This window comes from Mogibacterium pumilum (assembly GCF_002243385.1).
Taxonomy (GTDB): Bacteria; Bacillota; Clostridia; order Peptostreptococcales; family Anaerovoracaceae; genus Mogibacterium; species Mogibacterium pumilum.
This window is the reverse complement of sequence record NZ_CP016199.1, coordinates 1,691,113-1,716,716: the sequence shown is the minus strand read 5'-3', so window position 1 is coordinate 1,716,716 and position 25,604 is coordinate 1,691,113. Positions and strand designations below refer to the sequence as shown.

General features: G+C 39.7%; 22 protein-coding genes. 19 read left to right on the top strand and 3 right to left on the bottom strand.

The genetic code is table 11. The features are described from left to right. Nucleotides 1-58: 58 nt before the first annotated feature. The 4 genes from AXF17_RS08175 to AXF17_RS08160 all read left to right on the top strand — a co-directional run bounded on the left by AXF17_RS08175 (nucleotide 59) and on the right by AXF17_RS08160 (nucleotide 6,337). A complete protein-coding gene (locus AXF17_RS08175) occupies nucleotides 59-2,140 on the top strand; it encodes a DNA topoisomerase 3 (protein ID WP_094234589.1) in 2,082 nt (693 codons plus the stop codon). A gap of 558 nt (nucleotides 2,141-2,698) precedes the next feature. Beyond that, a complete protein-coding gene (locus AXF17_RS08170) occupies nucleotides 2,699-5,767 on the top strand; it encodes a YodL domain-containing protein (RefSeq protein ID WP_094234778.1) in 3,069 nt (1,022 codons plus the stop codon). Between the two features lies 1 nt (nucleotide 5,768). Continuing rightward, the gene (locus AXF17_RS08165) at nucleotides 5,769-5,975 is read left to right on the top strand and encodes a transposon-transfer assisting family protein (RefSeq protein ID WP_094234588.1); all 207 of its coding nucleotides are present in this window, start codon (nucleotides 5,769-5,771) and stop codon (nucleotides 5,973-5,975) included. Continuing rightward, a complete protein-coding gene (locus AXF17_RS08160) occupies nucleotides 5,972-6,337 on the top strand; it encodes a cysteine-rich VLP domain-containing protein (protein ID WP_094234587.1) in 366 nt (121 codons plus the stop codon). Before AXF17_RS08165 ends, AXF17_RS08160 begins: the two co-directional genes overlap by 4 nt. Before the next feature lie 188 nt (nucleotides 6,338-6,525). Here AXF17_RS08160 and AXF17_RS08155 read toward each other — a convergent pair whose 3' ends face one another. From AXF17_RS08155 to AXF17_RS08145, 3 genes are all read right to left on the bottom strand, one after another. Beyond that, nucleotides 6,526-6,858 (bottom strand): DUF6050 family protein, encoded by a 333-nt coding sequence (locus tag AXF17_RS08155; RefSeq protein ID WP_094234586.1) that lies wholly within the window; start codon nucleotides 6,856-6,858, stop codon nucleotides 6,526-6,528. Between the two features lie 114 nt (nucleotides 6,859-6,972). Further along, a complete protein-coding gene (locus tag AXF17_RS08150; protein ID WP_094234585.1) occupies nucleotides 6,973-8,316 on the bottom strand; it encodes a relaxase/mobilization nuclease domain-containing protein in 1,344 nt (447 codons plus the stop codon). Then, entirely contained in the window at nucleotides 8,277-8,606 is a 330-nt protein-coding gene (locus tag AXF17_RS08145) for a plasmid mobilization protein (protein WP_094234584.1), read from the bottom strand. The genes AXF17_RS08150 and AXF17_RS08145 overlap by 40 nt, the downstream gene beginning before the upstream one ends. Nucleotides 8,607-8,960: 354 nt before the next feature. Here AXF17_RS08145 and AXF17_RS08140 point away from each other — a divergent pair, with 354 nt between their 5' ends. From AXF17_RS08140 to AXF17_RS08065, 15 genes are all read left to right on the top strand, one after another. Beyond that, a complete protein-coding gene (locus tag AXF17_RS08140) occupies nucleotides 8,961-9,542 on the top strand; it encodes an MptD family putative ECF transporter S component (protein ID WP_094234583.1) in 582 nt (193 codons plus the stop codon). Then, entirely contained in the window at nucleotides 9,542-10,258 is a 717-nt protein-coding gene (locus AXF17_RS08135; protein ID WP_094234582.1) for an energy-coupling factor transporter transmembrane component T, read from the top strand. The genes AXF17_RS08140 and AXF17_RS08135 overlap by 1 nt, the downstream gene beginning before the upstream one ends. Before the next feature lie 17 nt (nucleotides 10,259-10,275). Continuing rightward, nucleotides 10,276-11,751, top strand: a complete 1,476-nt coding sequence (locus AXF17_RS08130; RefSeq protein ID WP_094234581.1) for an ABC transporter ATP-binding protein — start codon at nucleotides 10,276-10,278, stop codon at nucleotides 11,749-11,751. After that, nucleotides 11,744-12,703, top strand: a complete 960-nt coding sequence (locus tag AXF17_RS08125; RefSeq protein ID WP_094234580.1) for a helix-turn-helix domain-containing protein — start codon at nucleotides 11,744-11,746, stop codon at nucleotides 12,701-12,703. The genes AXF17_RS08130 and AXF17_RS08125 overlap by 8 nt, the downstream gene beginning before the upstream one ends. Nucleotides 12,704-12,814: 111 nt before the next feature. After that, the gene (locus AXF17_RS08120) at nucleotides 12,815-14,599 is read left to right on the top strand and encodes an ABC transporter ATP-binding protein (RefSeq protein ID WP_094234579.1); all 1,785 of its coding nucleotides are present in this window, start codon (nucleotides 12,815-12,817) and stop codon (nucleotides 14,597-14,599) included. Beyond that, nucleotides 14,584-16,332, top strand: a complete 1,749-nt coding sequence (locus AXF17_RS08115) for an ABC transporter ATP-binding protein (RefSeq protein ID WP_094234578.1) — start codon at nucleotides 14,584-14,586, stop codon at nucleotides 16,330-16,332. Before AXF17_RS08120 ends, AXF17_RS08115 begins: the two co-directional genes overlap by 16 nt. Before the next feature lie 433 nt (nucleotides 16,333-16,765). Next, nucleotides 16,766-17,089 carry a hypothetical protein gene (locus AXF17_RS08110; protein WP_330398491.1) on the top strand — a complete coding sequence of 108 codons (324 nt, stop codon included), beginning with the start codon at nucleotides 16,766-16,768 and terminating at the stop codon, nucleotides 17,087-17,089. Nucleotides 17,090-17,194: 105 nt separating this feature from the next. Continuing rightward, nucleotides 17,195-17,446: a helix-turn-helix domain-containing protein gene (locus tag AXF17_RS08105; RefSeq protein ID WP_036381777.1), complete on the top strand. Its 252-nt coding sequence runs from the start codon at nucleotides 17,195-17,197 to the stop codon at nucleotides 17,444-17,446. 429 nt (nucleotides 17,447-17,875) lie between these two features. Further along, the gene (locus AXF17_RS08095; protein ID WP_005962948.1) at nucleotides 17,876-18,079 is read left to right on the top strand and encodes an excisionase; all 204 of its coding nucleotides are present in this window, start codon (nucleotides 17,876-17,878) and stop codon (nucleotides 18,077-18,079) included. A gap of 75 nt (nucleotides 18,080-18,154) precedes the next feature. After that, a complete protein-coding gene (locus tag AXF17_RS08090; protein ID WP_094234577.1) occupies nucleotides 18,155-19,345 on the top strand; it encodes a site-specific integrase in 1,191 nt (396 codons plus the stop codon). Between the two features lie 357 nt (nucleotides 19,346-19,702). Continuing rightward, nucleotides 19,703-20,503 carry a V-type ATP synthase subunit I domain-containing protein gene (locus AXF17_RS08085; RefSeq protein ID WP_094234576.1) on the top strand — a complete coding sequence of 267 codons (801 nt, stop codon included), beginning with the start codon at nucleotides 19,703-19,705 and terminating at the stop codon, nucleotides 20,501-20,503. A 223-nt stretch (nucleotides 20,504-20,726) separates the two neighbouring features. Next, nucleotides 20,727-21,710 carry a peptide-methionine (S)-S-oxide reductase MsrA gene (gene msrA / locus AXF17_RS08080; protein ID WP_094234575.1) on the top strand — a complete coding sequence of 328 codons (984 nt, stop codon included), beginning with the start codon at nucleotides 20,727-20,729 and terminating at the stop codon, nucleotides 21,708-21,710. 14 nt (nucleotides 21,711-21,724) lie between these two features. Next, on the top strand, nucleotides 21,725-22,084 hold the full coding sequence (locus tag AXF17_RS08075; RefSeq protein WP_094234574.1) for an arsenate reductase family protein: 360 nt from the start codon (nucleotides 21,725-21,727) through the stop codon (nucleotides 22,082-22,084). A 280-nt stretch (nucleotides 22,085-22,364) separates the two neighbouring features. After that, nucleotides 22,365-24,089, top strand: a complete 1,725-nt coding sequence (gene ade / locus AXF17_RS08070) for an adenine deaminase (RefSeq protein WP_094234573.1) — start codon at nucleotides 22,365-22,367, stop codon at nucleotides 24,087-24,089. A gap of 11 nt (nucleotides 24,090-24,100) precedes the next feature. Further along, nucleotides 24,101-25,513, top strand: coding sequence for a CCA tRNA nucleotidyltransferase (locus AXF17_RS08065; protein WP_094234572.1), 1,413 nt, complete (start codon nucleotides 24,101-24,103; stop codon nucleotides 25,511-25,513). Nucleotides 25,514-25,604: the final 91 nt, after the last annotated feature.

Sequence of the window (25,604 nt, the reverse complement as noted above, 5' to 3'; positions counted from 1 at the left end):
TTACTGTATCAGGAAAATAAAAGAAAAAAGCGAACCGGAGCTTTAGAAAGGATCAGATATGAAGCTAATTATATGCGAGAAACCGAGTGTCGGAATGACAATCGCATCCGCACTTGGAATAGAAACGAAAAAGGACGGATATATGGAAGGTACAGACTTTCTTGTATCTTGGTGCATCGGACACCTTGCAGAGCTTTCCGAACCGGCCTGCTATGGAAAGTGCTATGAAAAGTGGAGCCTTGAAGCCTTACCTGTCCTGCCTGAAACATGGCAGCTTACCGTATCAAAGGATAAGGAAAAGCAGTTTTCCGTATTAAAGGCACTTCTTTTTAGAAATGATGTTACCGAGGTTATAAACGCCTGCGACAGCGGGCGCGAGGGGGAACTCATTTTCCGCTTTGTTATGGAAAAAGCGGGATGTAAAAAGCCTGTAAAAAGACTTTGGATTTCCTCAATGGAAGAAAGTGCCATCCGAAAAGGCTTTGAAAGCCTGAAGGACGGAAAAGAGTATGACAGCCTTTATCAGTCCGCCCTGTGCAGAGCAAAGGCGGACTGGCTTATCGGAATCAATGCAACCCGCCTCTTTTCCCTTTTATATAATCATACCTTAAATGTGGGACGCGTGCAGAGCCCGACCCTAAAAATGCTTGCGGATCGAAGCGAGGCGATTACCAATTTCAAGAAAGAAAAGTATTACCATGTCCGCCTTGCTTTAGACGGTACGGAAGCTATAAGCGATAGATTTTCAAGTAAGGAAGAAGCGGAAAAAATCGCAGCAGCCTGCAAAGGAAAAAGTACAGTCTGCACTTCTGTTACCTCTGAAAAAAAGGAAGTACTGCCGCCGAAACTCTTTGACCTTACCGCACTTCAAAAGGAAGCAAACCACATTTTCGGGTATACCGCAAAGCAGACACTTGACCTTGCGCAGAGCCTTTATGAAAAGAAGCTTCTGACCTATCCGAGAACGGACAGCAATTACCTGACGGACGATATGAAAGAAACAGCGGATAAGGTTATTCTAATGCTCTTTTCAAAGCTTTCCTTTATGCAAAGCATAGAATTTACACCGGAGATTGACGGACTTCTTAACAGCAAAAAGGTATCGGATCACCATGCCGTGATTCCTACAATGGAGCTTGAAAAAACGGAACTTTCCCTGCTTCCCGAAAGTGAGCGAAACATTCTCTTTCTTGCATCCGCAAGACTTCTTATGGCTTGTGCTTCTTCCCATATCTATGAAACGGTTACGGCTACATTTAACTGCGAGGAGCACACCTTTACGGCAAAGGGAAAGACTGTGTTATCTTTCGGCTGGAAAGATATAGAAAGACGCTTTCTTATGAGCGTAAAAGAAAAACAGGAAAAAGAAAACGAAAAAGAGCTTCCGGCATTTTGTGAGGGAGAACGCTTTGACAGCTTCCCAATAAAAGTTACGGAGCATGATACACTTCCGCCGAAGGCATACACGGAAAGCACGCTTCTATCTTCTATGGAGCGTGCAGGAAACAAGGAAACAACAGAGGATGCGGAGCGGAAAGGCTTAGGTACTCCTGCAACCCGTGCAGGCGTAATTGAAAAAATCATTAAGGCAGGCTTTGTTACAAGAAAAGGAAAACAGCTTATCCCGACCAAAGACGGAATGAATCTTATCTCCGTACTTCCCGAAGCCCTGACCTCTCCGCTTCTTACAGCCCAGTGGGAAAACGAGCTTTCAAGGATTGCAAAAGGCGAAGCGGATGCAGACAGCTTTATGGAAAAGATTGAAGCTCTCACAAAGGAGCTTATAGAAAATGAGGACGCTGAAAAAGCAAAACCGGAACTTTTCAAACAGGAAAAAACCGTGATCGGCTTATGCCCGCGCTGTCAAAATCCCGTTTATGAGGGAAAGAAGAACTACTATTGCAGTGATAAGGATTGCCGCTTTTCCATGTGGAAGAATGACCGCTTCTTTACAGACAGGAAAATTACCTTTACGCCAAAGATAGCAAAAGAGCTTCTGAAAGATAAGACGGCAAAGGTAAAAAACATCTACTCTTACAAAACAGGCAAAACCTATTACGGAAATGTGGTTCTTTGTGATACCGGGGATAAATATGTGAACTATCGTATTGAGATTGAGAGAAAGAAAAAAGAAGAATAGCAAGCATAGGAAAGGGGTACCCTTTCCGTAAAAAACCTCCGTTTTCCGCGTTTGTGGCGGCGGAGGTTTTTGCTTGCTGGGATAGTCCCAGACCCTTAACCATTTGGACAAAGGAGGCTTGCCGATTTAATGCAAAAAATTACATTTGAAAATCACTTGTGCATGATTGATACAAAGACAAATTCCTTTGATATGCAGGAGATTGAAAATCGTCGCTTTATGTATTCTCCCGATTCCTGCGAGCTTATTATAGGGAAACAGTACAAAGGGAATCAGCTTATCGCAAGCCACGCAGAAGAACATGGAAAAGCCGGTGTAAAAGCACCCTTTGACAGCTTCATTAGAGGCTGGATAGGTACAGGAAAAGGCTACAAGGATGGCGTAATACATTTTGCACCGCCTATCAATACGCACAATATCGATCACTTTAATCGCGGATTTTCCACGCTGGAAATGTTCGCTGCAAACGGAGCAAACAGCCGGACAATAATTCGAGGTTTCGGTGATCGGTGGGAACAACCACTATCTGATTTAATTTCACAGAAAGGAGAAAAATTTATGCCATATATGGAAAAAGCAGAAGAAATAAAAGAAGTTTCGCCCATTGTCCTGACCTCTGAAAATCAAAAGGACAGACTAAAGGAAATCACGGATCGTTTGGAGCAAGGTATTTTAGAAGTTTTTGAAAGCGAAAGGTACAAGGAGTATCTTCGCGTTATGTCAAGGTTTCATCATTACAGCTTTAACAATACCATGCTGATTACCCTACAAAAGCCCGATGCTTCTCTGATTGCAGGCTTTAGTGCATGGAAAAACAGCCACGGAAGAACGGTCAAAAAAGGAGAAAAAGGAATCCGTATTATCGCCCCTGCACCCTTTAAGGTAAGGCAGGAAATGGAAAAGCTTGATCCGAAAACAAATATGCCCCTTGTCGGAGCAGACGGAAAGGCAGTTACCGAAGAAAAGGAAATTACCATTCCTGCCTACAAGGTGGTATCCGTCTTTGATGTATCGCAGACGGAAGGAAAAGAGCTTCCCTCTATCGGAGTAAATGAGCTGACCGGCGATGTGTCGCAGTATGAGGACTTTTTTACGGCACTGAAAAAGGCTTCTCCCGTTCCGATTGCCCTTGAGCATATCGAGGGAAGTGTCCACGGCTACTATCACCTTGCAGAAAAAAGAATCGCCGTTGACGATAACATGAGTGAGCTGCAAACACTAAAGACCGCCATTCACGAAATCGCCCATGCAAAGCTGCATGACATTGACCTGAACGCACCGAAAGAGGAAAAAGAAAATCGTCCGAACCAGCGTACCCGCGAGGTTGAGGCGGAAAGCGTTGCCTATACCGTATGCCAGCATTACGGACTTGATACTTCCGACTATTCTTTCGGATATGTTGCAGGCTGGAGTAGCGGCAAGGAATTATCCGAATTAAAAGGCTCTCTTGAAACCATCCGCCTTGCCGCATCAGAGCTGATTGACAGCATAGACGGGCATTTCAAGGAGCTTCAAAGGGCAAAAGAAAATGAGCTTTCGGAAAAAGAAACGGAACCAGCTTTACAGAAAGAAAAACAGGAAGCGGCTTACCTGCTTGAAAGCGGAAATTATCTCTATATTCAGACCTGCGAAACAGGCTATGATTATACTCTGTATCAGCCGGACTTTACAGACCTTGACGGCGGACAGCTTGATAATCCGGAAATCTCTATTGAAAAAGCCCGTGATGAAATCCTAAAAATGCACGAGCTTTCAGGGCAAGACTTAAAGGAAATCTCCATAGATGATTTTGAAAAGATGCAGGAAGAAGCTTCACAGGAAAAGGAAGCCGGAATACAGGTAAGGTATTATCCCATCAATGAAGCTGCGGCAAAAAGGGCAAAGGAAATGAACAGCTTTTCGGACTATACGCCGGGAAGTGCAACTCATGAATACAAAAGCCTTGTGGATCAGGCGGCGGAAATTGCTGAAAATCAAAAAAAGAGAGTGGATCCGTCCTTTCATACCAAAATCGACGCCCTGCTTGATACCTACTCTAAAAAACTTGCGGCAAATATGAATAACGGTTTTGCGATTGATTCACGTGTTCCCTCTGTACTGATTGCAGGAGGCTCTAATTTCCCCACGCGAAAAAAGGAAAAGCAAAACGCCGCCCGTGATAAAAACTACGGAGAATGGAAAGAGATTCAGGGACTTCTTGAAAAAATCAGAAGCACCGGAATGGGCGGAATCAGCGCAGATGATCCGGATGCCGTAAAGAAATTAAATGCAAAACTTGAGAAGCTGATAAGGGCGCAGGAAACCATGAAAGCGGTTAATGCCTACTACCGAAAGCATAAAAGCCTTGAGGGCTGTCCGGAGCTTGACAGTGAGGCAATCGAAAAGCTAAAGGCGAGAATGGAAATCAGAGGCATGCAGGACAAACCCTATCCGTCATGGGCACTTTCCAATAACAATGCGGAAATCAGAAGAATTAAAGAGCGTATTCAAAGCCTTTCCGTAAATAAGGAAGAGCTTTACACCGGCTGGGAGTTTGCCGGAGGCAGAGCCGAAATCAATGTAAAGGATAACCGCCTGCAGCTTTTCTTTGATGATAAACCGGACGGCAAAATCAGAGATGAATTAAAGGCAAACGGCTTTCGCTGGTCGCCGAAAGCTTTAGCGTGGCAAAGGCAGCTTAATTCCAATGCAATCTATGCGGCGGATGCCATCAGCAGCATAAAGCCCCTTACGGGAGAACGCGTAATAGAGCTTCAAAGAAAATTCAGAAAGAAAGGCAGCATTGAAGCTGCCCCGGAATATATCTACAAGATACTTGAAGAACCCTCTGAAAAAGTCAGCATAAAAAACTTTCGCCTTGAAGCCTATCTTGTCAAAGAAAACGGCAAGGCACAGTCCGAGCTTTTATATACCGGGACAAAAGAGCAATGCAAGAAGATTTTAGATAAGGTGCAGTCCGGGAAGCTCACAAACGGACAGATTAAAGAGCTTTATGCGAAAGCGGAAAATACCGGACTTGAAAAAGATACCTTTCAGATTTATCAGCTAAAGCGAGGCGAAAAAACAAGAGAGCTTCAATTTGAATCCTATGACCGCTTAAAAGCATCGGGACAGACACTTAACCCGGATCATTATGTAAAGGTATATGAGGCGGAGCTTACAGAGGGGCTTTCCCTTGAAGATATTTACACCCGCTTTAATATCGATCATCCAAAGGATTTTTACGGGCACAGCCTGTCCGTTTCCGATGTGGTTGTACTTCATAAGGACGGAAAGGACAGTGCCCACTATGTTGATCGCTTCGGTTATAAGGAAGCACCGGAATTTCTGAAACCGCAAAATTACTTAAAGCACGTGGAAGATATAGTAGAGCAAAACGACAATAACTTTGACGGGATTATCAACAATACCCCGAATACACCTACTGTAAGCGAGCTTGAGCAGAAAGTAAAGGCGGGAGAAGCTATTTCTCTTACCGAGCTTGCAAAGGCGGTTAAGGCGGAAAACTGCAGCAGCAAAGAACCGGAGAAAAAGCCGTCTATTATGGAGCAGCTAAAGGAAGCAAAGAAACAGTCTGAACAGAAAAAACATAACACGAAAACAAAACATCATGAATTGGAGGTATAGCATGAATCCTTTTACAGTTGAAGAAATGAATTTGTTAAGCATTTACAAGGGCAAAAGCAAGGAGGAAGTAACGGAGAAGATTGCATTTGCACTTTCCTTTATGGATAGTGATATGCGGGAGCTTGCAAAGCGTACGGTAAAAAAGGTAAACAGCCTGTCAGATGAGGAATTTGCCGCGCTTTCCATTGATCCCGCCGATGAAATATGAGGAAAGCAAAGCCGCTTTCACCGAAACAGGTAAAGCGTGTCAATCGCCTTGTAAAAAAAGAATGCTGCAACTTTGATAGTGGAAACTGCATTTTACTTGATGATGGGGAGCCTTGTCATTGCCCGCAGCTTATTTCCTGTTCGCTTCTTTGCCGTTGGTTTTCAGATGCGGTGCTTCCTCTTGACAAAGAGCTTTTTGCAGAGCTTTACGCACTGGAGGAAAAACGACGCTGCACCGTATGCGGAGCGCCCTTTGCGTCAAAATCCAACAATGCGAAATATTGCCCCGATTGCAGAAAGAAAATCACAAGAAAGCAAGCGGCAGAGCGTATGAGAAAAAAGCGAAGCCTTGTTACGAAATAGAGGGTGCAAATGCCTTGTATAACCTTACTTTTTAGAAGCATTTCAGCTTATGACAGGGATTCATACCTAAATCCTTAAAAACGAGGTTTAACTGCGTAACACAAGGAAAACTCTCAAGAGAAAAACGGACGCGGCAGCCATGAATTTGTGGCCGCTGCGTCCGTTGTTTTTTTGTGTCTGAAATTCCGTTATTCCTTGACAAGCTTGTATATTGTAAGCGGAATGTACCATGCCGCAACGAGAAGCTGCCAGATAATCACAATGCAGCCGATCAGTCCGCCGGCTATGATATTTACGGCAAATATTCCCACCGTTGCGGTAAAGTCGTGATTTATCGGAATCAGCCACAGGAACATTCTTCGGATACCGAAAGGAACTCCGCAAAACAGCCATACATAGAAATAGTTGGTTTCTCCGTTTTGCGTAAATATTTTCGTTCCCCAGTAAAAGAGAAATCCCGTCAGTAAAACAGGGATAATTACTTTCTTAAAAAAATCTTTCCATATTTCTTTGCGCGTCATTCTATCAGCTCCTTTTCTTCCGGGAACTGTTTTCTGCCCTTAATATTGTGTATTTCCCGTTTCTTTAGTTAGCCATATCATACCATGAATTTTAGTCATCATCCACAAGAGGAATTATTCAAGGTTTTTTGTATGCTCCCTGCCTGTGTTTTTTCTTTGTAAAATCATATCAACATTCTGTTTGATTTTTTGATATTCCTTGACTTTCTTTTTTAATTTTCCATAGTCGGAATATATGGCATCTTTCTTCTTTTGCAGATCAGAATATTCTTTCTGCAAAGTGGTAAGATTCGGAAGCTTTTTAATGCCTGCATCCTTTAACGCCTTTGTCGCAGCTTCATAAAGAATCAGGCTGCTTTCATGCTTATGCTTGTATGCTTCCTTATTCTTTGCCTTGATATATCCTCTGTAAATATCCTTTGTCTTTTGATAGGTTGAGATATTTTTTATCAGAACAGCCATATCGGACAGCTTCTTTTCCGCCTGCTTCAAGTTAGTTGCCGTCTGTTCGCTGTCGAGGACGATTTCATCTATTCGACTGATTAAATCCTCATACTGCTTAATGTTATTTTCCGTAAGGAAATTCATTGTCTTTGCAGCCTGTTTCAGATTATGGATTTTTGCCCAATGCTCATAGCTTGCCGATTGCTGTGCCTTGATATTATTTTCAATATCAATCAGTAGAGATATTCCTTGTTCCTGCTTCAGTGTCTTGACATTATGGCTTCTTATTCCTGCAATGCGTTTTTTGATTGCTTCTTCCGTATAATCAATACCGAGAGTTTTCAGCCTTGTAAATCGCTCCTGTCCGGGTGCACAGCAGGATGTATATTTCCCGCGTTTGATTTCATAACCGGAAGCTTGAAGCTTCTCTAAAAGCTCTTCAAAATCCTTTACCTGAGGAATCAGAAGATCAACCGTTTCTTTCAGTTTTCCTTTCCAGCTTGTACCTTTCTTTGCTGTCTGATACTCAATATAGCTTTTTCCTTTTCGTCCTTTTTCCGGAGTGATAACCGACAATCCGTTTTCATAGCATAAACGGTCGCTGACATTTCTAATCCCGTAATAACTTCTTTTGTTGGAATTATATTTGTGATAATCTACGAAATTGACAGCACAAAAAATAATGTGATTATGGACGTGCCCTTTATCAATATGGGTAGTTAGGACATATTCATACTGTCCTTTTGTTACGGCGTCCGCAAGCTGCTTTCCAATTTCATGGGCTTTTTCAAAACTGACCTCTCCCGGCTCAAAGGACTGTATGAGGTGATGGGCTAAATTGTTTCCTTTATCAAGTGCCTGTGAAAGTGTGAAGGCAAACTCTATATCTGCGGTTTCATAGCTGCATCCGAAAGAGGAAACGAGCATTTTGTCATCGGTTTTATCGGGATTTTGGATATATTCAAGAGCTTTTTTCAGTGTGCTTTTAATAGGCTTAATCTTTGTAACCGCCATATCTCTTTTAATGCTCCTTTGATTTCTTCTATATCTTCCTGATACACATTTCCTGTCGCGTTCGCTCTTTTTGCAATCTGATTGATGTTGACTCCGATTTTTTGAAGCTCTGCCGTCATTTTCTTTATATCGCTGTGATCGACCTGAATGATATATCCGTCTATCGCCATTTTCCGAAGGTACGCTTCCATATTTCTTGTAGGCACCTGTTTCATTTTTTCTTCAATCAAGCTGCGTTCTTCTTCCGTAACACGAAATTTAATCTGCACATTTCTTTTTCTGTTATTCATAGGTGAATTTCCTTTCTGTTTTCATAGAGGGTTTGGGACACTTCCCAACAAGCAATTTTCAGCCTATAGCGTAAGCATACATAGGTTGAAATACGGAAAGGGTACCCCTTTCCTATGCTTGCTATTCTTCTTATCCCTTAATCTCTACAACAACGGAAATTCACTTTTTGCCAATAAATACATCTGATAAAAAATATATAGAAAGGATTTTACTCTGACAATAGTCGTCAATATCTTAAATAAAAATAAACTAATTGGAGCTTTTTTACCTATATAGAGTAGTTAGCTTTTTTAGAGCATGGTATAGTAAAATATATGTGTTAGATAGCACTAACTGATACAGGAGGTAATATTATGAACAACAAATTACAAGCAAAAGATTTAATTAACATTGGTATCTTTACAACCATCTATTTTGTCATTTATTTTGCGACAATGATGCTGGGATATATTCCTATTCTTGATGTATTGTTAGGACTGATATGCCCTATTACATGTGGAATTCCGTTTATGCTTTATGTTACAAAAGTACGGAGCTTTGGGATGATTTCAATAACAGGAATAATTTTAGCAATACTCTTTACAGTTATGGGTAGTGGGCTATTAGTAGCATCCTTTTGTGTTGCCTGCGGTTTTTTAGCGGACGTAATTATGAAAATGGGCAAATACCAGAGCATGAAGTATACAATAATTGGATATGCCGTTTTTTCTATTCTGACAATGGGCTTTTTTAGCAGGCTGTTTTTTATGAGAAATGAGTTCTTTATGACTATGGAAAAGGGTTATGGAAAGGAATACGCAGATGCACTTGCATCACTTACACCAAATTGGATGTATCCTGTTCTTGTTTTATCTTGTCTTATTGGTGGAATTTTAGGTGCGATGTTGGGCAAAACTGTTCTAAAAAAACATTTCAAAAAAGCAGGTATTGCTTAATGGAAAATCTCAAGCAATTACCATTTGAACAAAAATCCATTTTTCATATTGACCCACGCACTAAAATTTTCTTAACTATTACAGTAACTACTATTATGTGTGCAGGAAAATTTGATGGGGCGATGATTTATATTCGCCCTATAGCCGCTGTATTTCCCATTCTTATGTTGCTTTTTTCTATGCGATTAAAAGCAGCATTAAAGTTTTTTTTATTTTACACGATACTTTTTTGTTTAAGTATATTTCTGTTTCCAACATTAAAAGGTGCATTTAGCTTTATGTTAGGTGCGATATTAGGAATATATACTCAAATATTACCGGGAATAGTGATGGGATATTATCTTATTGATACAACAACAGTTAGTGAATTTATCGCCTCAATGGAAAAGATGCATATCCCGGAAAAAATAATCATTCCAATGTCTGTGGTATTTCGATTTTTCCCAACAGTAAAAGAAGAATATAGAGCTATTCAGGATGCTATGAAAATGCGAGGTATTACAACTTTTAGAAGCCCTATCAAGATGTTGGAATATCGCATTGTTCCACTAATGATTTCTATTACGAAAATCGGTGAAGAACTATCAGCAGCTGCACTTACGCGTGGATTAGGGAGTCCAACAAAACGAACAAATATATGCAAAATAGGATTTAATATGATTGATGCTATTTTTATTATAGCAGCACTCATATGTTGGATTGGTTTTCTGGTTTGATGAAATAGGGTGAAAAAATGATAGAGTTAAAAAATGTCAACTTCCGATATAATATGGAAGGAGCGTCTGGAGGTTTGCATGAAATAAATCTTGTAATTCCAAACGGAGAAGTTGTCCTATTATGTGGAAAATCAGGGTGTGGAAAAACCACATTAACAAGGTTGATAAATGGGCTTATTCCAAATTATTATAATGGCCGTTTATCAGGTGATGTAATTATTGATAGCCATAATCTTAGTAAACTTTCACTTTATGAAATTCCAAAATTTGTTGGAAGCGTGTTCCAAAATCCAAGAACTCAATTCTTCAATGTGGATTCAACAAGTGAATTGGCTTTTGCGTGTGAAAATCAAGGATTACCTGAAAATAAAATCGTCAGCAGTATATTTGAAACAGCTGCCATGTTCAATATAAATCATCTCCTTGGTAAAAATATTTTTAATTTATCTGGAGGGGAAAAACAGAAAATAGCATGTGCTTCAGTATCAGTCAGTTCCCCTTCCATTATTGTATTAGACGAACCTTCTTCCAATTTAGATACACATTCAACCGATGATCTTCGGAAAATGATTTCAATATGGAAAAATCAAGGCAAAACCATTGTGATAGCTGAACATCGTCTTTATTATTTGAGAGGTCTCTTTGATCGTGTAATATATATGGAGGATGGGCAAATACAAAAAGAATATACCAGTGCCGATATTGAAAAATTATCTATATCCGAGCAAATAGATATGGGGCTTCGTCCTTTTGAACTAAATTTATTTCCATTGTCTGTAAAGAACATGAAGAGAGAGGATGAAATATTTTTTTCAAATTTTTTCTTTTCATACACAAAGAAAGATAGAGCTTTACAAGTGCCCTCTCTCACTTTACCAGCAGCAAATGTAATTGCAATAATAGGAAATAACGGTGCTGGAAAATCAACTTTTGCAAGATGCATTTGTGGACTTGAAAAAAGATGTAAGGGTATAATAACAATAAATAATAAAGCATTAAATAGAAAGCAGCGTCTTTCCTATTGTTATATGGTAATGCAGGATGTGAATCATCAACTTTTTGCCGAAAGCATATATGAAGAATTGATATTAAGCATGAAAAACCCGAATGAACCGGAGATTGACTTGATATTAAAAAAACTTGAATTACTTCAATTTAAGGAAAAGCATCCCGCTTCACTTTCAGGAGGTCAAAAACAAAGAGTAGCAATAGCAAGTGCTTTGGCATCTCAACGTGAAATTATGATTTTTGATGAACCCACAAGTGGACTGGATCTTCTTCACATGCGAGATGTTGCAAAAGAACTTACCGATTTATCACAGATAGGAAAAACTGTACTTGTTGTTACTCATGATTATGAGCTTATAGCAAGTTGTTGCACTTATATACTTCATTTAGAAAATGGAATGGTGAAAGAACAATATCCTTTAGATTTAAGTGGAACGGAACGCTTAAAGAAATTTTTCTTACAGCGAGGTGATAGTAGTGTTTGATATTGATAAAATTTTCAAAGAGCAAAAATTTGAATTGCTCTGTAAAGATGATTTATGTTCTGTATATCAGCTTAACGGTGGAAATGCAGATGGTACGGTTATATATTACCCTCTTTATCCGGGAATATCATTGATGTATAACAGTTTTCATTCCGAAGAAGGAACAGGAAGAAAAATAGACCCCGGTCATTATATTAGTATTCATCATTGCAGTGAAGGGAGAATGGAATCAGAAACTTCCTCAAATGAATATTTGTATTTAGAACCGGGAGATATTTTAATTGAAAATTTGCATGTTGCAGAATACCGTTATTGTAGTTTCCCCTTGAGCCATTATCATGGTATTACAATCAATTTGTCTGTTACAGATATTATGGAAAGCAGCGTTAAGGAGCAATTACAACTTTTTTCCATAGATTTATTTGATTTGGAGAAAAAATTTTCTTTGAATGAGAAACCTTGCATTATACATGGGGATTCTTTAACAGATCATATTTTTTCCGAGATTTATAATGTGCCAGATTCAATTAAATCAGAATATCTTAAAATCAAAATTTTGGAACTTCTTGTTTCATTAAAAATTGCGGATGTTTCTGCCATTCGTAAAGAACGACCATATTTTTATAAAACTAAAGTTGAAAAAGTAAAAGCTATAAAAAACTTTATAACGGCTGCTCCGGAACACCATTACACGATTGAAGAACTTGCAAGGCAATTTGATATTTCAGAATCATCCTTAAAAGAATGTTTCAAAGGAATCTATGGATCAGCAATATACTCATACATGAAAAAATACAGAATAAACATGGCTGCAACACTCCTTACAGAAACCGATAAAACTGTTTCAACCATTGCAGGAGAAGTGGGATATTCAAACAGTAGTAAATTTGCAGAGGCGTTTAAGAACATAAAAGGTGTAACCCCATTAGAATATAGGAAAATTAAAATCTAAATGGAGTTAAGCATACCTATGTAGAGTAGATGAAAAATTTAATATTGGTAGAATAGAGAGTGTCGAATAATATACGATACTCTCTATTTTTTATTGAAGGAGGAACAAATAATGAAAAAGAGAAGCTGGATTTCCATTGTCTTCTCCTTTGCATCACAATGTAAAGGCAAAATTATATTATCTGTTATATGTGCTTTGGTTAGTGTAGCCTCAGGTCTTATACCTTATTGGAGTGTGTATCATATTATTACTTCATTTATAAACGGTTCGGCTACAATTCCTAATGTTTGGGTATGGGGTTTGATCGCTGTATGCGGATATACTTTTAGGTATATTTTTCATGGTATTTCTACAAGTCTGTCCCATGCATCTGCGTATAGTATTTTGGAGAACATACGACTTGCTCTTGCCGAGCGGCTGATGAGGGCTCCTCTTGGAACAGTAGTTGAAGAATCTGTTGGAAAATTAAAAAGCGTAATTGTAGATAGAGTTGAAACCATCGAATTACCTTTAGCACATATGATTCCTGAAGGAATTTCTAATTTATGCCTACCGATTGCTGTTTTTATATATTTAATAAGCATAGATTGGCGTATGGCTCTTGCGATGTTAATAACTGTGCCGATTGCTTCTGTTGCATATTTTAGTATGATGAAAAATTTTAATAAACAGTATGCAGATTATATGGAATCCAGCAATTATGTAAATGGAGTGATTGTTGAATATGTTGAAGGAATAGAAGTAATCAAAGCTTTCAATCAATCTTCTACATCCTATGAAAAATTTTCAAAAGCTGTAAAATCATTTAAGGATTACACTTTGAACTGGTATAAAAGTGTGTGGAAACTAATGAACTTTGGAAATTCGGTGCTTCCATCCACCTTTTTAGGAACTTTACCTGTAGGAATGATTTTATATGCCACCGGTACATTATCGCCTGAAAACATGGTAATGTGCTTTATTCTGTCAATGGGCATCGTTGATCCTTTAATGAATTACACATTACACGTCAGTAATGTTAAGGCGGTAGAATATGCAATTCATGATGTAGATAAGCTACTACATGTAACAGAGCTTCCTGATTCTAAAAATTCACTTTCCATAGAGAACCACAATATAGAGCTTAAAAATGTTTCTTTTGCATATAGCAAAAATAAAGATAATAAAGTTCTTTCTAATATTACATTTTCGGTTCCTGAGGATTCTTTTACAGCTCTGGTAGGGCCTTCAGGAAGTGGCAAATCTACGATTGCACGACTTATAGCCCGGTTTTGGGATGTAGACGAAGGCTCTATATCTATTGGTGGTATAGATATACGTCAGATTCCTATATCACAGTTATCTGACATAATAAGTTTTGTTACTCAAGATAACTTTCTCTTCCACTGCTCCATAAAAGAAAATATCCGAATGGGCAAACCGTCTGCTACTGATGAAGAAGTTTATGCTGCTGCAAAGGCTGCTTGCTGTGATGACTTTATACAAAAGCTTGAGCATGGATATGATACGCAAGCAGGTGATGCTGGAAATAGATTGTCCGGCGGTGAAAAACAAAGGATTTCTATTGCAAGAATGATATTAAAAAATGCTCCTATAGTTATTCTTGATGAAGCTACTGCTTTTGCAGATCAAGAAAATGAAGAAAAAATGCAACGATCAATATCGGCTTTAACCAAAGGAAAAATACTTTTTGTTATTGCACACAGACTATCCACTATAACAAACGCTAATCAAATTATTGTCTTAAAAAATGGAGAAATTCATTCGATCGGTACACATAAATTGCTATTAGATTCCGATTCCCTCTATCGTAATATGTGGGAAGCTCATATAGGAGCAAGAAATTGGTCTGCAAATTCTAAACAGGAGGTGGAAAGCATATGTTCAGAACTGTAAAAAGGTTGATTGATTGGACTGGAAACTATAAAAAACGAGTATATATAGGGTTTATTTTTGCTTTTTTGAATGGAATATTTACTGCTTTGCCGATTATGTTGGCATCTTATGGATTAAATGCCATTTTGAATGACTTTAGCGGAAAAGAACCATTAGATCATACAATGATATGGAAACTCCTTTTTTCTGTTATTGTATGTGTATTATTACGATTTATTTCATCATATCTGCGTGCAATTACTCAAGAAAGTGTGGGATATGAGGCGACAGCAGAGCAACGTATCAAATTGGGAAACCTTTTTAAGAAAGTATCACTTGGATTCTTCAATCACAATAATATAGGAGAATTATCTTCTGCTGCTACAACTGATCTTTCATTTATAGAAATGTACTGCATGCATATGATAGATATTGTCGTTAATGGTCATATAACAGTTGTTGTGATGATAATATCTTTGACAATATTCTGTCCGATAGCAGGAGTTATATCCTTAACAGGGCTACTTGTTTCTACATGCATTATGTATGCACTTGAAAAAATATCACACCGTAACGCAGTATTACATCAAAAAGCCCAAGATGAAATTGTAGAAAACACAATAGAATATTTGAGAGGAATGCAAGTTGTAAAAGCCTTCAAACAGGAAGGTGCAGCCGTAGAAGGAATAAGGAACGCATTTCAAAACCATAAAAAAGTAAACGTAAAATTAGAGTTGGAATATTGTCCATATAATTGCCTGCATCAGTTAATTCTTAAAACTACTTCCATTGGCGTAGTCATTGCTTCAGCATATCTCACCTTGAATGGAAGTATGCCTATTTTCGTCATGCTTATGCTTGATATGTTTTCGTTTGTTTTGTTCAATCATTTGGAAAAAGTGAATAGTGCTATCCATGTAATTGAGGTTATCAATGCGACATTGGACAAACTTGATTCTATTCAGAAAGCAGAAGAAATTGACAAGAATGGAAAAGATATATCTTTAGATGCATATAATATAGAATTTCAAAATGTTTCTTTTGCTTATGACAAAAAAACAGTTTTATCAGATGTTAGCTTCATATTGCCACAAGGTGCTACAACAGCGATTGTAGGTCCATCCGGAAGCGGAAAAACAACTATATGTAATTTAATTGCAAGATTTTATGATGTGAACAAGGGAACTATACGAATAGATGGACACAATATAAAAGATATGACATGTGAAAGTATTCTTCGCAATATTTCTATGGTATTTCAAAAAGTTTATCTATTCAATGATACAATCGCAAACAATATAAAATTTGGTAATCCTAATGCAACCTATGAAGATATTGTAGCAGCAGCGAAAAAAGCAAGGTGTCATGAGTTTATTACATCATTTCCAAATGGATATGAAACGATTGTTGAAGAAGGCGGAGCAAATTTATCAGGTGGTGAAAAGCAAAGAATTTCTATTGCACGTGCTATTCTAAAAAATTCTCCTATTATAATTCTTGACGAAGCAACTGCAAGTATTGATCCGGAAAATGAACATATGATTCAACAAGCTATTACGGAATTAACGAAAGGAAAAACGGTAATTGTTATTGCACATAGGTTAGCGACCATAGAAAACGCAGATCAAATACTTGTAATTGATAACGGAAAAGTTGTTCAAAAAGGAACTCATCAAGAGCTGATAAAACAAGAGGGCCTTTATCAACGTTTCATAAGTATAAGAGAAAAAGCAGAAGGATGGTCTTTCGCTTAAAGTGTTCTTAAAAATAAAATCGAAAGGTTTGTGATAAGGAGATAAATTTTATGCAAGTAATAACATCACATCCAAAATAAGGCCGCTGTAAATAACGGAGAAGGTTGAATTTAATAATATCATACGAAAATGCGGCGGTATCAAAGGAGGTATCGTCGTGTTTATTTTTCGCTATATTAAAATCTTGTTAAAGGGGATATATTCTATTTCCGGGTTTCCGTGCCTTTACGGATAACCTGTTACATCCTATCCATATAGCTATCTTTTCATGTCCGATCCCGGCTGCCCTGTGCAGTCGGGATTTTTTGTGTTCACAAAAACTTTTTTCTAAAAATATTCGCTTTTCTTTGGCAGTTTTCATCTCTCCGTTGTTGAGGGTTTACGAAAGGGGAAATTCTACCCGCTTTCGCGGCTGCGAAAGGAGGTGAATACCATGAATGAACCTGAGCGGACCGAATGGCAGATACGCTGCGCATTTAACGGCTTCTGCAAGCGGACATTGAAAAACGAAAGTATCAATGCCCATAAGGCACTTCGGAAGCGGCAGGCACACGAAATCAGTTTTTCCGACCTGACACCGAAAGAGGAAAACCAGCTTTATACCTGTGAAGATTTCTTTGCAGAAGATAAAGAAGAACAAACCTTTTTCGCAGGCGGAAAAGAATTGAGCGCAAAGCTTATCGCTGACGCAATCCACAGCTTGCCGGAAGAAAAAAGAAGAGCCGTTCTACTCTACTCTACTACTTCTTTGATATGAGCGATGCGGAAATTGCAGCACTCTATCAGATTCCGAGAAGCACAGTGCAGTATCGGAGAACCAGCTCATTTGAGCTGCTAAAACGCTATTTGGAGGAACACGCTTATGACTACCCAGACTGGTAAAACAACCGACGATGAACGCGGCTTGTTGCCTTATCCGGTAATCATAGCCGCAACCAAGGGAGAGCCGCAGGCAATGAATATTGTCTGCCAGCATTACGCAGGCTATATCGCACACCTTTCTATGAGAAAACTCCGTGATGAACGGGGAAACACCTATTACGGCATAGACGAGGATATACGAGATCGCCTTCGTTCAAAGCTGATGCAGGCTGTCCTGATGTTCAAGGTTTAAGACTGTAACAATCTGCGTTCCCCTTTCCGCAGATAAGGCAGTAAATCTTGAACCTGTTCTTTGACAAATATACCCGCAAGATAACGGCGGCGTATCATAGGGCAAACCGGATACTTTCCTTTTGTGCTTTAGCTATGCGGAAAATGCGCCATGACACTTCCCTACCCGGAAGCCGAGCGAGAAACATTTTGCCGTAAAGCAAGCGTAGCTGCTTGCGAGCCATGACGGCGCAAAATATATAATGATACTCCCCTATAGCCACAGTCCGAGCGTTCAAAGCGTCGCAGGCAATGGGTAGGGCTGGATGAGATCCATGCAGGAGTGAAATTCCCGTGAGGCTAATGCTTAAAGCCGTCCGGTAGTGCCTTTCTTAAAACATACAAATATCAGAACTTTTACTATACCTATTTTGAGAAAGGGGGCGATGAGATGAATCATACTGATGTGCCTATCTGGGAAAAATATACCCTTACAATAGAAGAAGCGGCAAAGTATTTTCGCATTGGAGAAAATAAGCTGCGAAAGCTGGCAGAAGAAAATCCTAACGCAAATTGGGTGATATTAAACGGCAACCGTATTCAGATCAAGCGCAAGCAGTTTGAAAAAATGATCGATACGGTTGACACAATCTAATGGAGATCGAGCCTTGACGATGTTATAATAGATATAGCATATCAAGGCTCTTTCCGTCTTGGAAAGGAGCATAACATGTCAGAAAAAAGACGGGACAGCAAAAACCGAGTTTTGCGGTCAGGAGAGAGCCAGAGAAAAGACGGGAGATATGCTTACAAATATATAGACACCTTTGGAAAGACGCAGTTTGTGTACGCATGGAAATTAGTTCCAACGGATAAGACCCCGAAAGGAAAACGCGAGGATAAATCCCTGCGGGAAAAGGTCAAGGAGATACAAAAAGACCTTGATGACGGGATTGACCCGGTGGGAAAGAAAATGACCGTCTGCCAGCTTTACGCAAAGCAGATACGAAACCATGCAAATGTAAGACACAGTACAAAGCAAGGCAGAAAACAGCTTATGAGAATCCTTGAGGAAGATACTATAGGCACTTGCAGCATCGAGAATGTAAAAATGTCTGATGCAAAGGAATGGGCTTTACGAATGAAAGAAAAAGGCTATTCTTTCAAAACCATCAGCAATTACAAGCGTTCTCTAAAGGCAGCCTTTTATACCGCCATTCAGGATGACTGTATCAGGAAAAATCCCTTTGACTTTCATATCAACACAGTTATTGAGGATGACACCGAGCCGAAGGTTCCTCTTTCGCCTGCACAAGAAGAAAGTTTACTTTCCTTTGTGAAAAGCGATAAGGTCTATCATAAGTATTATGACGAGCTTATCATTCTGCTTGGAACAGGACTTCGTATTTCAGAGTTTTGCGGATTGACGGAGAGCGATATTGATTTTGAGAATCGGACAATCAATGTGGATCATCAACTTCAATACTCCGGTAAAAAATCGTACCGCATTGAAACACCGAAAACGGAAAACGGTATTCGGAAAATTCCAATGAGCGACCGAGTTCTTGAGGCCTTGCAGAGAGTTGTGCAAAGCCGAAGAAAAAGTAGTTTCGAGGTTGACGGCTACACAGGCTTTCTTTTTCTCACAAGGAACAGAACACCACAGGCTTGTATCAACTATGATGCTATGTTTCGCAGACTTGTAGAAAAGTATAACAAAAATCATGAGGAAGCTTTGCCGGCGGTAACAACGCCCCATACCCTGCGACACACGTTCTGCACTAACATGGCAAATGCGGGAATGAATCCGAAAGCCTTACAGTATCTTATGGGACACGCCAACATTACCATGACACTGAACTATTACGCACACGCCACATTTGACAGCGCACAGGCGGAATTTTTCAGACTGGTGGCTTAAAGGAAAAGAGATGTTTTACTACTTCTTTACTACCTTTCAAAGCGAAAACACAAGCGGATTTAAGAAAATATGTGAGCATCTCCCGATAGATAAAATGCCGGAAATACCTGAAACAACAGGCTATATCGGCATATAAGAACTTTTGAAAAGATAGTTAAAAATCGTATTAGAGTTTGAGTCAAAAACTATGCATAATGTAGGACTCCAGATGGAGTCCTGTTTTTATCTATATATCTAGAATCATCTTCATAAACAAATAGACGATTTGAATAAATAACGTCAGTTTGGTAAACTTTAGCTAACTATCAATAGAAATAGGCAATGTGTGATTCATAATTATTGAAAGGTGGAATTTTGATGAAAAACAAATTAATAGTTTTTCCTGAGATTGCAAAGCTCAAAGAAGAAGTAGATTGGGCTCGTACTGAGCTATCCATGGCACTGCTCGAGTATGATGAGTTACGTTTCGTTGTTTGCAAAAATCTAGAGGCGAATTACTTTGCCGAATTTGGAGCCATTGAGTACAAGCTCTACGAAGCTCAGTGTTTAGAGGCTAGATTGAGAAGAAAAATCGAGCTCATCCAGGCTAAAAAGAATAGACAAGAAAAGATTGATTTTAGCGAAATAGAAGCACTCCTTGATGAAGAGTTTGAAGACTACAAGAGAGAGCTTGAAGAACAGCTGGAGAAGATAAACGAAGCGATTGAACGAAAGAATCTAGAACGCTTATATAAAGAAGAATCCAAGGAGCTCAAGACTCTATATAGGCAGATTGTAAAGGCTCTTCATCCTGATCTTAATCCAGACTTATCTGAAGTAAAGCTTGAATTGTTCAATAATGCTGTGCAGGCATATAAAAAAGGGGATTTAGAGACGATTAAGACAATTAGTATCATAGCCAATGATGAAATTCCGGCTTACGAACATGAAGATGTAAGAGTGCACCTTTTGAAGGAGAAAGAACGAATTCTACAGAAGAGTGCCAGGGTAAGGGCTGCTATTGAAGTTGTAAGGGAAGAGTTTCCTTATAACATACAAGAAATTCTAGAAAGCGAAGAGGCTATAGAAGCGAAGAAGAAAGAGTTAGAAAAGGGACTTGTGGAATTTAAAGAAATTATTGATAGACACAAGATCAAGATACTGCATATAACGAGGTAACATAGTGGGGTAACATTATTAAAGATGAGGATTCTGGCCTCATACCAGCGATGTATGGTAAAGGTGGTCTGGTTATTCCGAAGCCTTTTGAACGAGATATATTCCTAAAATAAAGCATTGAAAAAACGGTTAGAATGTATATAATTAAATTGTACACAAGCTATACGGACGGAGACAGTTATGCTTATTAATTTAGATGTTTGTGTCGATAAGGAGAGAAACAATGAGTAAGAATATATATTTTGCCGGTGGTTGCTTCTGGGGCACAGAGAGGGTGTTCAAGGAGATACCGGGGGTTATAGAGACAACTGTTGGATATGCAAATGGAAGTACTGAGAACCCTACATATGAGCAGGTTTGTAGAGGCAATACTGGTCATAGAGAGGCTGTTAAAATCGTGTATAATCCCGAGAGATTATCGCTTGAGAAGCTTACCCATGCGTTCTTTATGGTTATCGATCCAACTGTTCAGAATAAACAAGGAGCTGATATCGGAACACAGTATCAGACGGGCGTGTATTACGAGGATGAGAAGGATCTGCCGACACTAGAGAAAGTATTTGCCCAACAGGAGGAAATCCATGAGGAAATCTACGTAGAGCTTGAACCGCTGTATTCATTCTATGATGCTGAAGATTATCATCAGGACTATCTCGATAAGAATCCAGGCGGATACTGCCACATTACAAACTATGAAATTGAAGAAGTTAGAGCTCTGTTCGCAGCAGAAACTGCAGAGGCTGGTCAGGAGGTAAAGGACGACCTCTATCCGTCAGATGAGACTGAGGAGGAGCTATTCTACCGCATCGGACCACAGGCTTATAACGTCGTTAGAAAGTCAGGAACTGAAAGAGCATTCTCTGGAGAATACGACGACTTCTTTGAAAAGGGAATTTACGTAGATGTCGTGAGTGGTGAACCGCTGTTCGTATCGACGGACAAGTTCAATTCTGGCTGCGGATGGCCTGCATTTACGAAACCTATAAGCGAGGAGCATGTGACATATCTACGCGATACTACCTTCGGCATGGAACGAGTAGAGGTAAGAAGCAAGGGTGCAAATTCTCATCTGGGACACGTATTTCAGGATGGACCAGCAGAAGATGGCGGCATGAGATATTGCATCAATTCTGCAGCTCTAAAATTTATTCCAGTAGAAGACATGCTAGAGGCAGATTATGGTGACCTGATTGAACTTGTAAAGTAAGAGGGAGGATGACTATGAAAGTTCTATTTAATGAATATCCTAAGTGCAGCACATGCAAGAAGGCTAAAAAGTGGCTCGATGACAACGGTGTTGATTACGATGACAGACATATAGTTGAAAACAATCCGACTAAGGAGGAGCTAAGGGACTGGCTTTCGAGAAGTGACAAGCCGGTTAGAAAGTTCTTTAACACAAGCGGAATGCTCTATAGAGAAATGGAGCTCAAGGATAAGTTAGGTGCGATGAGCGAAGATGAGCAACTCGAGGTTCTAGCATCTAATGGAATGCTTGTAAAGAGACCGCTGGTCGTTGGTGATGACTTTGTGCTCGGTGGCTTCAGAGAGAAGGACTGGGAAGAGAAGTTGTTAGGTTAATAAGAGAAAATTTGAGAACACATATACGTTTAGAGAAAAGAACCCGACTGGGCTCCTTTTGTATGTGCGAAATGTAAAATTTAGTTGACTAATTGTAAATAAAACCTCATAAGAAAAGTTAATTTCAATAAGTCGTCATATAGAAATATGAATTTAAGCGAGTTGTAAAAGTAGCACTATTGCAACTCGTATTATATTTATATCTCTTCTTGCAGTAGAGCTTCATTAAAATATGATACAATATATTAATTTATAGTGGTGCAGGTAAAGGGGTTCTCAAATGTCTGAAAGCTACACAGGTAAAATCAATCGCAAATTGCAGCGTAAACAGAAAGTTATAAGAGCAGCTGCAGGAAAATGTAAAGCGGATTTAGTTCTTAAGAATGCAACATATGTGAGTGTATTCTCAGGTGAACTACGAAATGCTGACATTGCAGTTACGAATGGATTAATTGTTGGAATAGGCGAATATGATGGAGAAAAGGAAGTGGATGTGACGGGTAAGATAGTATGCCCGGGATTTCTCGATGCCCATATCCATCTCGAGAGCTCTCTGGTTACACCTGCTGAATTTGTGAGAGCAGTACTCCCACATGGTACGACTACTGTGGTTACTGACCCGCATGAGATTGCAAATGTAATGGGTACAGACGGAGTCGAATACATGCTCCAGTCTACCGAAGGGCTGCCGATTGATGTACGTTTTATGCTCCCGTCATGCGTTCCTGCGACTCCTCTTGACGAGTCTGGTGCAATGCTCGATTACAGGGCGATTGATAGTTTCTACGAACATCCTAGAGTGCAGGGGCTCGCAGAGATGATGAATTACGTCGGTACAGTCTCTGCAGATGAACAGGTTGTGGAGAAAATCGTTGCGGCACAGGCACACCATAAGAAGATAGATGGACATGCACCAGGGGTGAAGGGGAAGGCGCTAAATGCATACGTCGCTGCTGGAGTTTATTCCGACCATGAGTGTGCTACGGCTTGTGAGGCTATAGATAAGCTCGAGCTTGGACAGGTGATTATGATTAGAGAGGGTACAGCAGCTCATAATCTGGAGGCTCTGATGCCGCTTTTGACAGATAAATATGCAGATAGATGTATGTTCTGCACGGATGATAAGCATCCGTCTGACCTACTGGAGAAAGGACACATAGACTATATAATTAAGAAAGCTATTTCGATGGGAGCAGATCCGATACTGACAATTAAGGTTGCAAGCACCAACGCAGCCAGGTATTTCAGATTGAATAATCGTGGCGCGATTGCACTCGGATATCTTGCTGATTTCGTAATAATTAATAATTTTGAGGAGTTTACAATTGAACAAGTTTATAAAAAGGGAAAGCTGATGTTCAGCGGCGGAAAGCTCAAGGACTTCAAAGCTCCTCCTGTAGATGAGTTCCTGACAGAGAGGGCACATAGCACATTTAAGGTTGATAGGCTCACACCTGAAGCATTCAAGATAGACAGACCAAGGGGTGTACTTGGCATGGTTGCAGGTGAACTGATGACTACAGATGAGGGATATGCAACTGGTGTGAATGTTGCCGCAGATATCCTCAAAATCGCTGTAGTAGAGAGACATAACTATACGGGACATATCGGAATCGGATATATAAAAGGATACGGGCTGAAAAGCGGTGCAGTTGCTACTAGTATATCGCACGATTCACATAACATAATTGTTGTCGGAACCAATGATTGGGATATGGCTGCCGCAGTTAATCATATTGCGGAGAATGGCGGAGGAATCACGGTATTTGACGGCGGTAAATGTATCGGAGACGTAAAGCTGGAAATTGCCGGTCTCATGAGTGATGCTACGTTAGTTGATGTGAATACGAATCTTGAAGATGCAAAGGCAAAGGCTTTTGAACTAGGTGTTAGTAAGTTGATAGATCCTTTCATGACGCTATCCTTCATGAGCCTACCCGTTATTCCGAAGCTGAGACTCACGACGCGCGGCGTGTTCGACGTTGAGAGTCAGAGCTACATATAAGAAATTGACAGATGAACAAGATAGATAAAGAAATAATTGAAAAGTTAGCCGTCAGGGTAGCAGAACTGGGAGGACGTGCATATTTAGTAGGTGGAGCAGTTCGTGACGAGGTTATGAGGCGTCCGATTAAGGACGTAGATATTGAAGTGCATGGAATCTCTGAGACAGTTTTGGAAGAGGTGCTAAAGGAACTTGGAAAACCGTTACGCTTTGGTTCAGCTTTTGGTGTATACTCGCTTGCTGGTCATCAGATAGATGTTGCTCTTCCACGCTCAGAACGAAAGTCTGGAGCTGGTCATCGTGACTTTGAGATTGAAATCAATCCGTTTATCGGAATCAAAGAGGCAGCACGGAGGCGTGATTTTACAATGAATGCGTTACTGAAGGACATCCTGAGCGGTGAAATCACTGACCCTTATGGTGGAGTGGAGGATATCAGAAACCGAATTATCCGCCATATAGATTATAAGACATTCGGTGAGGATCCACTCCGCGCCCTCCGTGCTGCCCAATTCAGATCCAGATTCGGATTCCAGGTCGCGCCTTCCACGATTTCAATCTGCAGGACGCTCGACCTCAGAGAGCTGTCGGCCGAGCGAGTCGAGATAGAGATGAAGAAGGCGTTATTGGAATCCCACCGTCCATCCGAATTTTTTGAATGCCTGCGGGAAATGGGCCAGCTCGGATACTGGTTCCAGGAACTCGAGCAGCTGATTGGACTCGCGCAGAATCCGAAATTCCATCCCGAAGGTGATGTCTGGACTCACTCTATGATGGTGCTGGATAGAGCGGCCCATTTCCGATCTTGCGTGAGTGACCCATACGCGTTTATGCTGCTGGCTCTCACTCATGATTTCGGTAAGATTACGACGACTGAATTCGTAAATGGCGCAATTCACGCGTATGGTCACGAACTACAAGGAGCAGAAATCGCGGAGCGATTTCTGGATCGTATTAGTCATAATAATTATATAAAAAGGTACATTAGGAACATGATTCCAAATCATATGCGACCTAATATAGTAGCTGAAGCAAGGTCGTCTATAAAGAAAACAAATCACATGTTTGATGATGTTTTGGCTCCAGTCGATCTTATTTACTTTGCTATTTGTGATAAAACAAAAAAATTGTATATGGTGGAGTCACAGAAATATAATAGATGTTCTTCAGTGCCATATATAGATTCTAAAAATGCTGAGGAAAAAGAATGCGTAAAATTTTTGTTTAACAGATTTAATGTATATAAGGAGATAATGGCTAAACCATATGTCACTGGAAAGGATTTAATTGATAATGGAATAGAGCCAGGAGAAAATTTCAAAGAAATTCTCGACTATGCACATAAACTAAGACTTGCAGGGATAGCAAAAGACATTGCGCTTAAACAGATACTTTCGTTTGCAAACAAAATATCTAATAAATAGTTGAAACTAAAACTTCTATAGTATGTTACAATAAAAACATATAATAAAGATGTACTTTCAATTTATGTTTGGGAGTGGAGTAGTATCATTT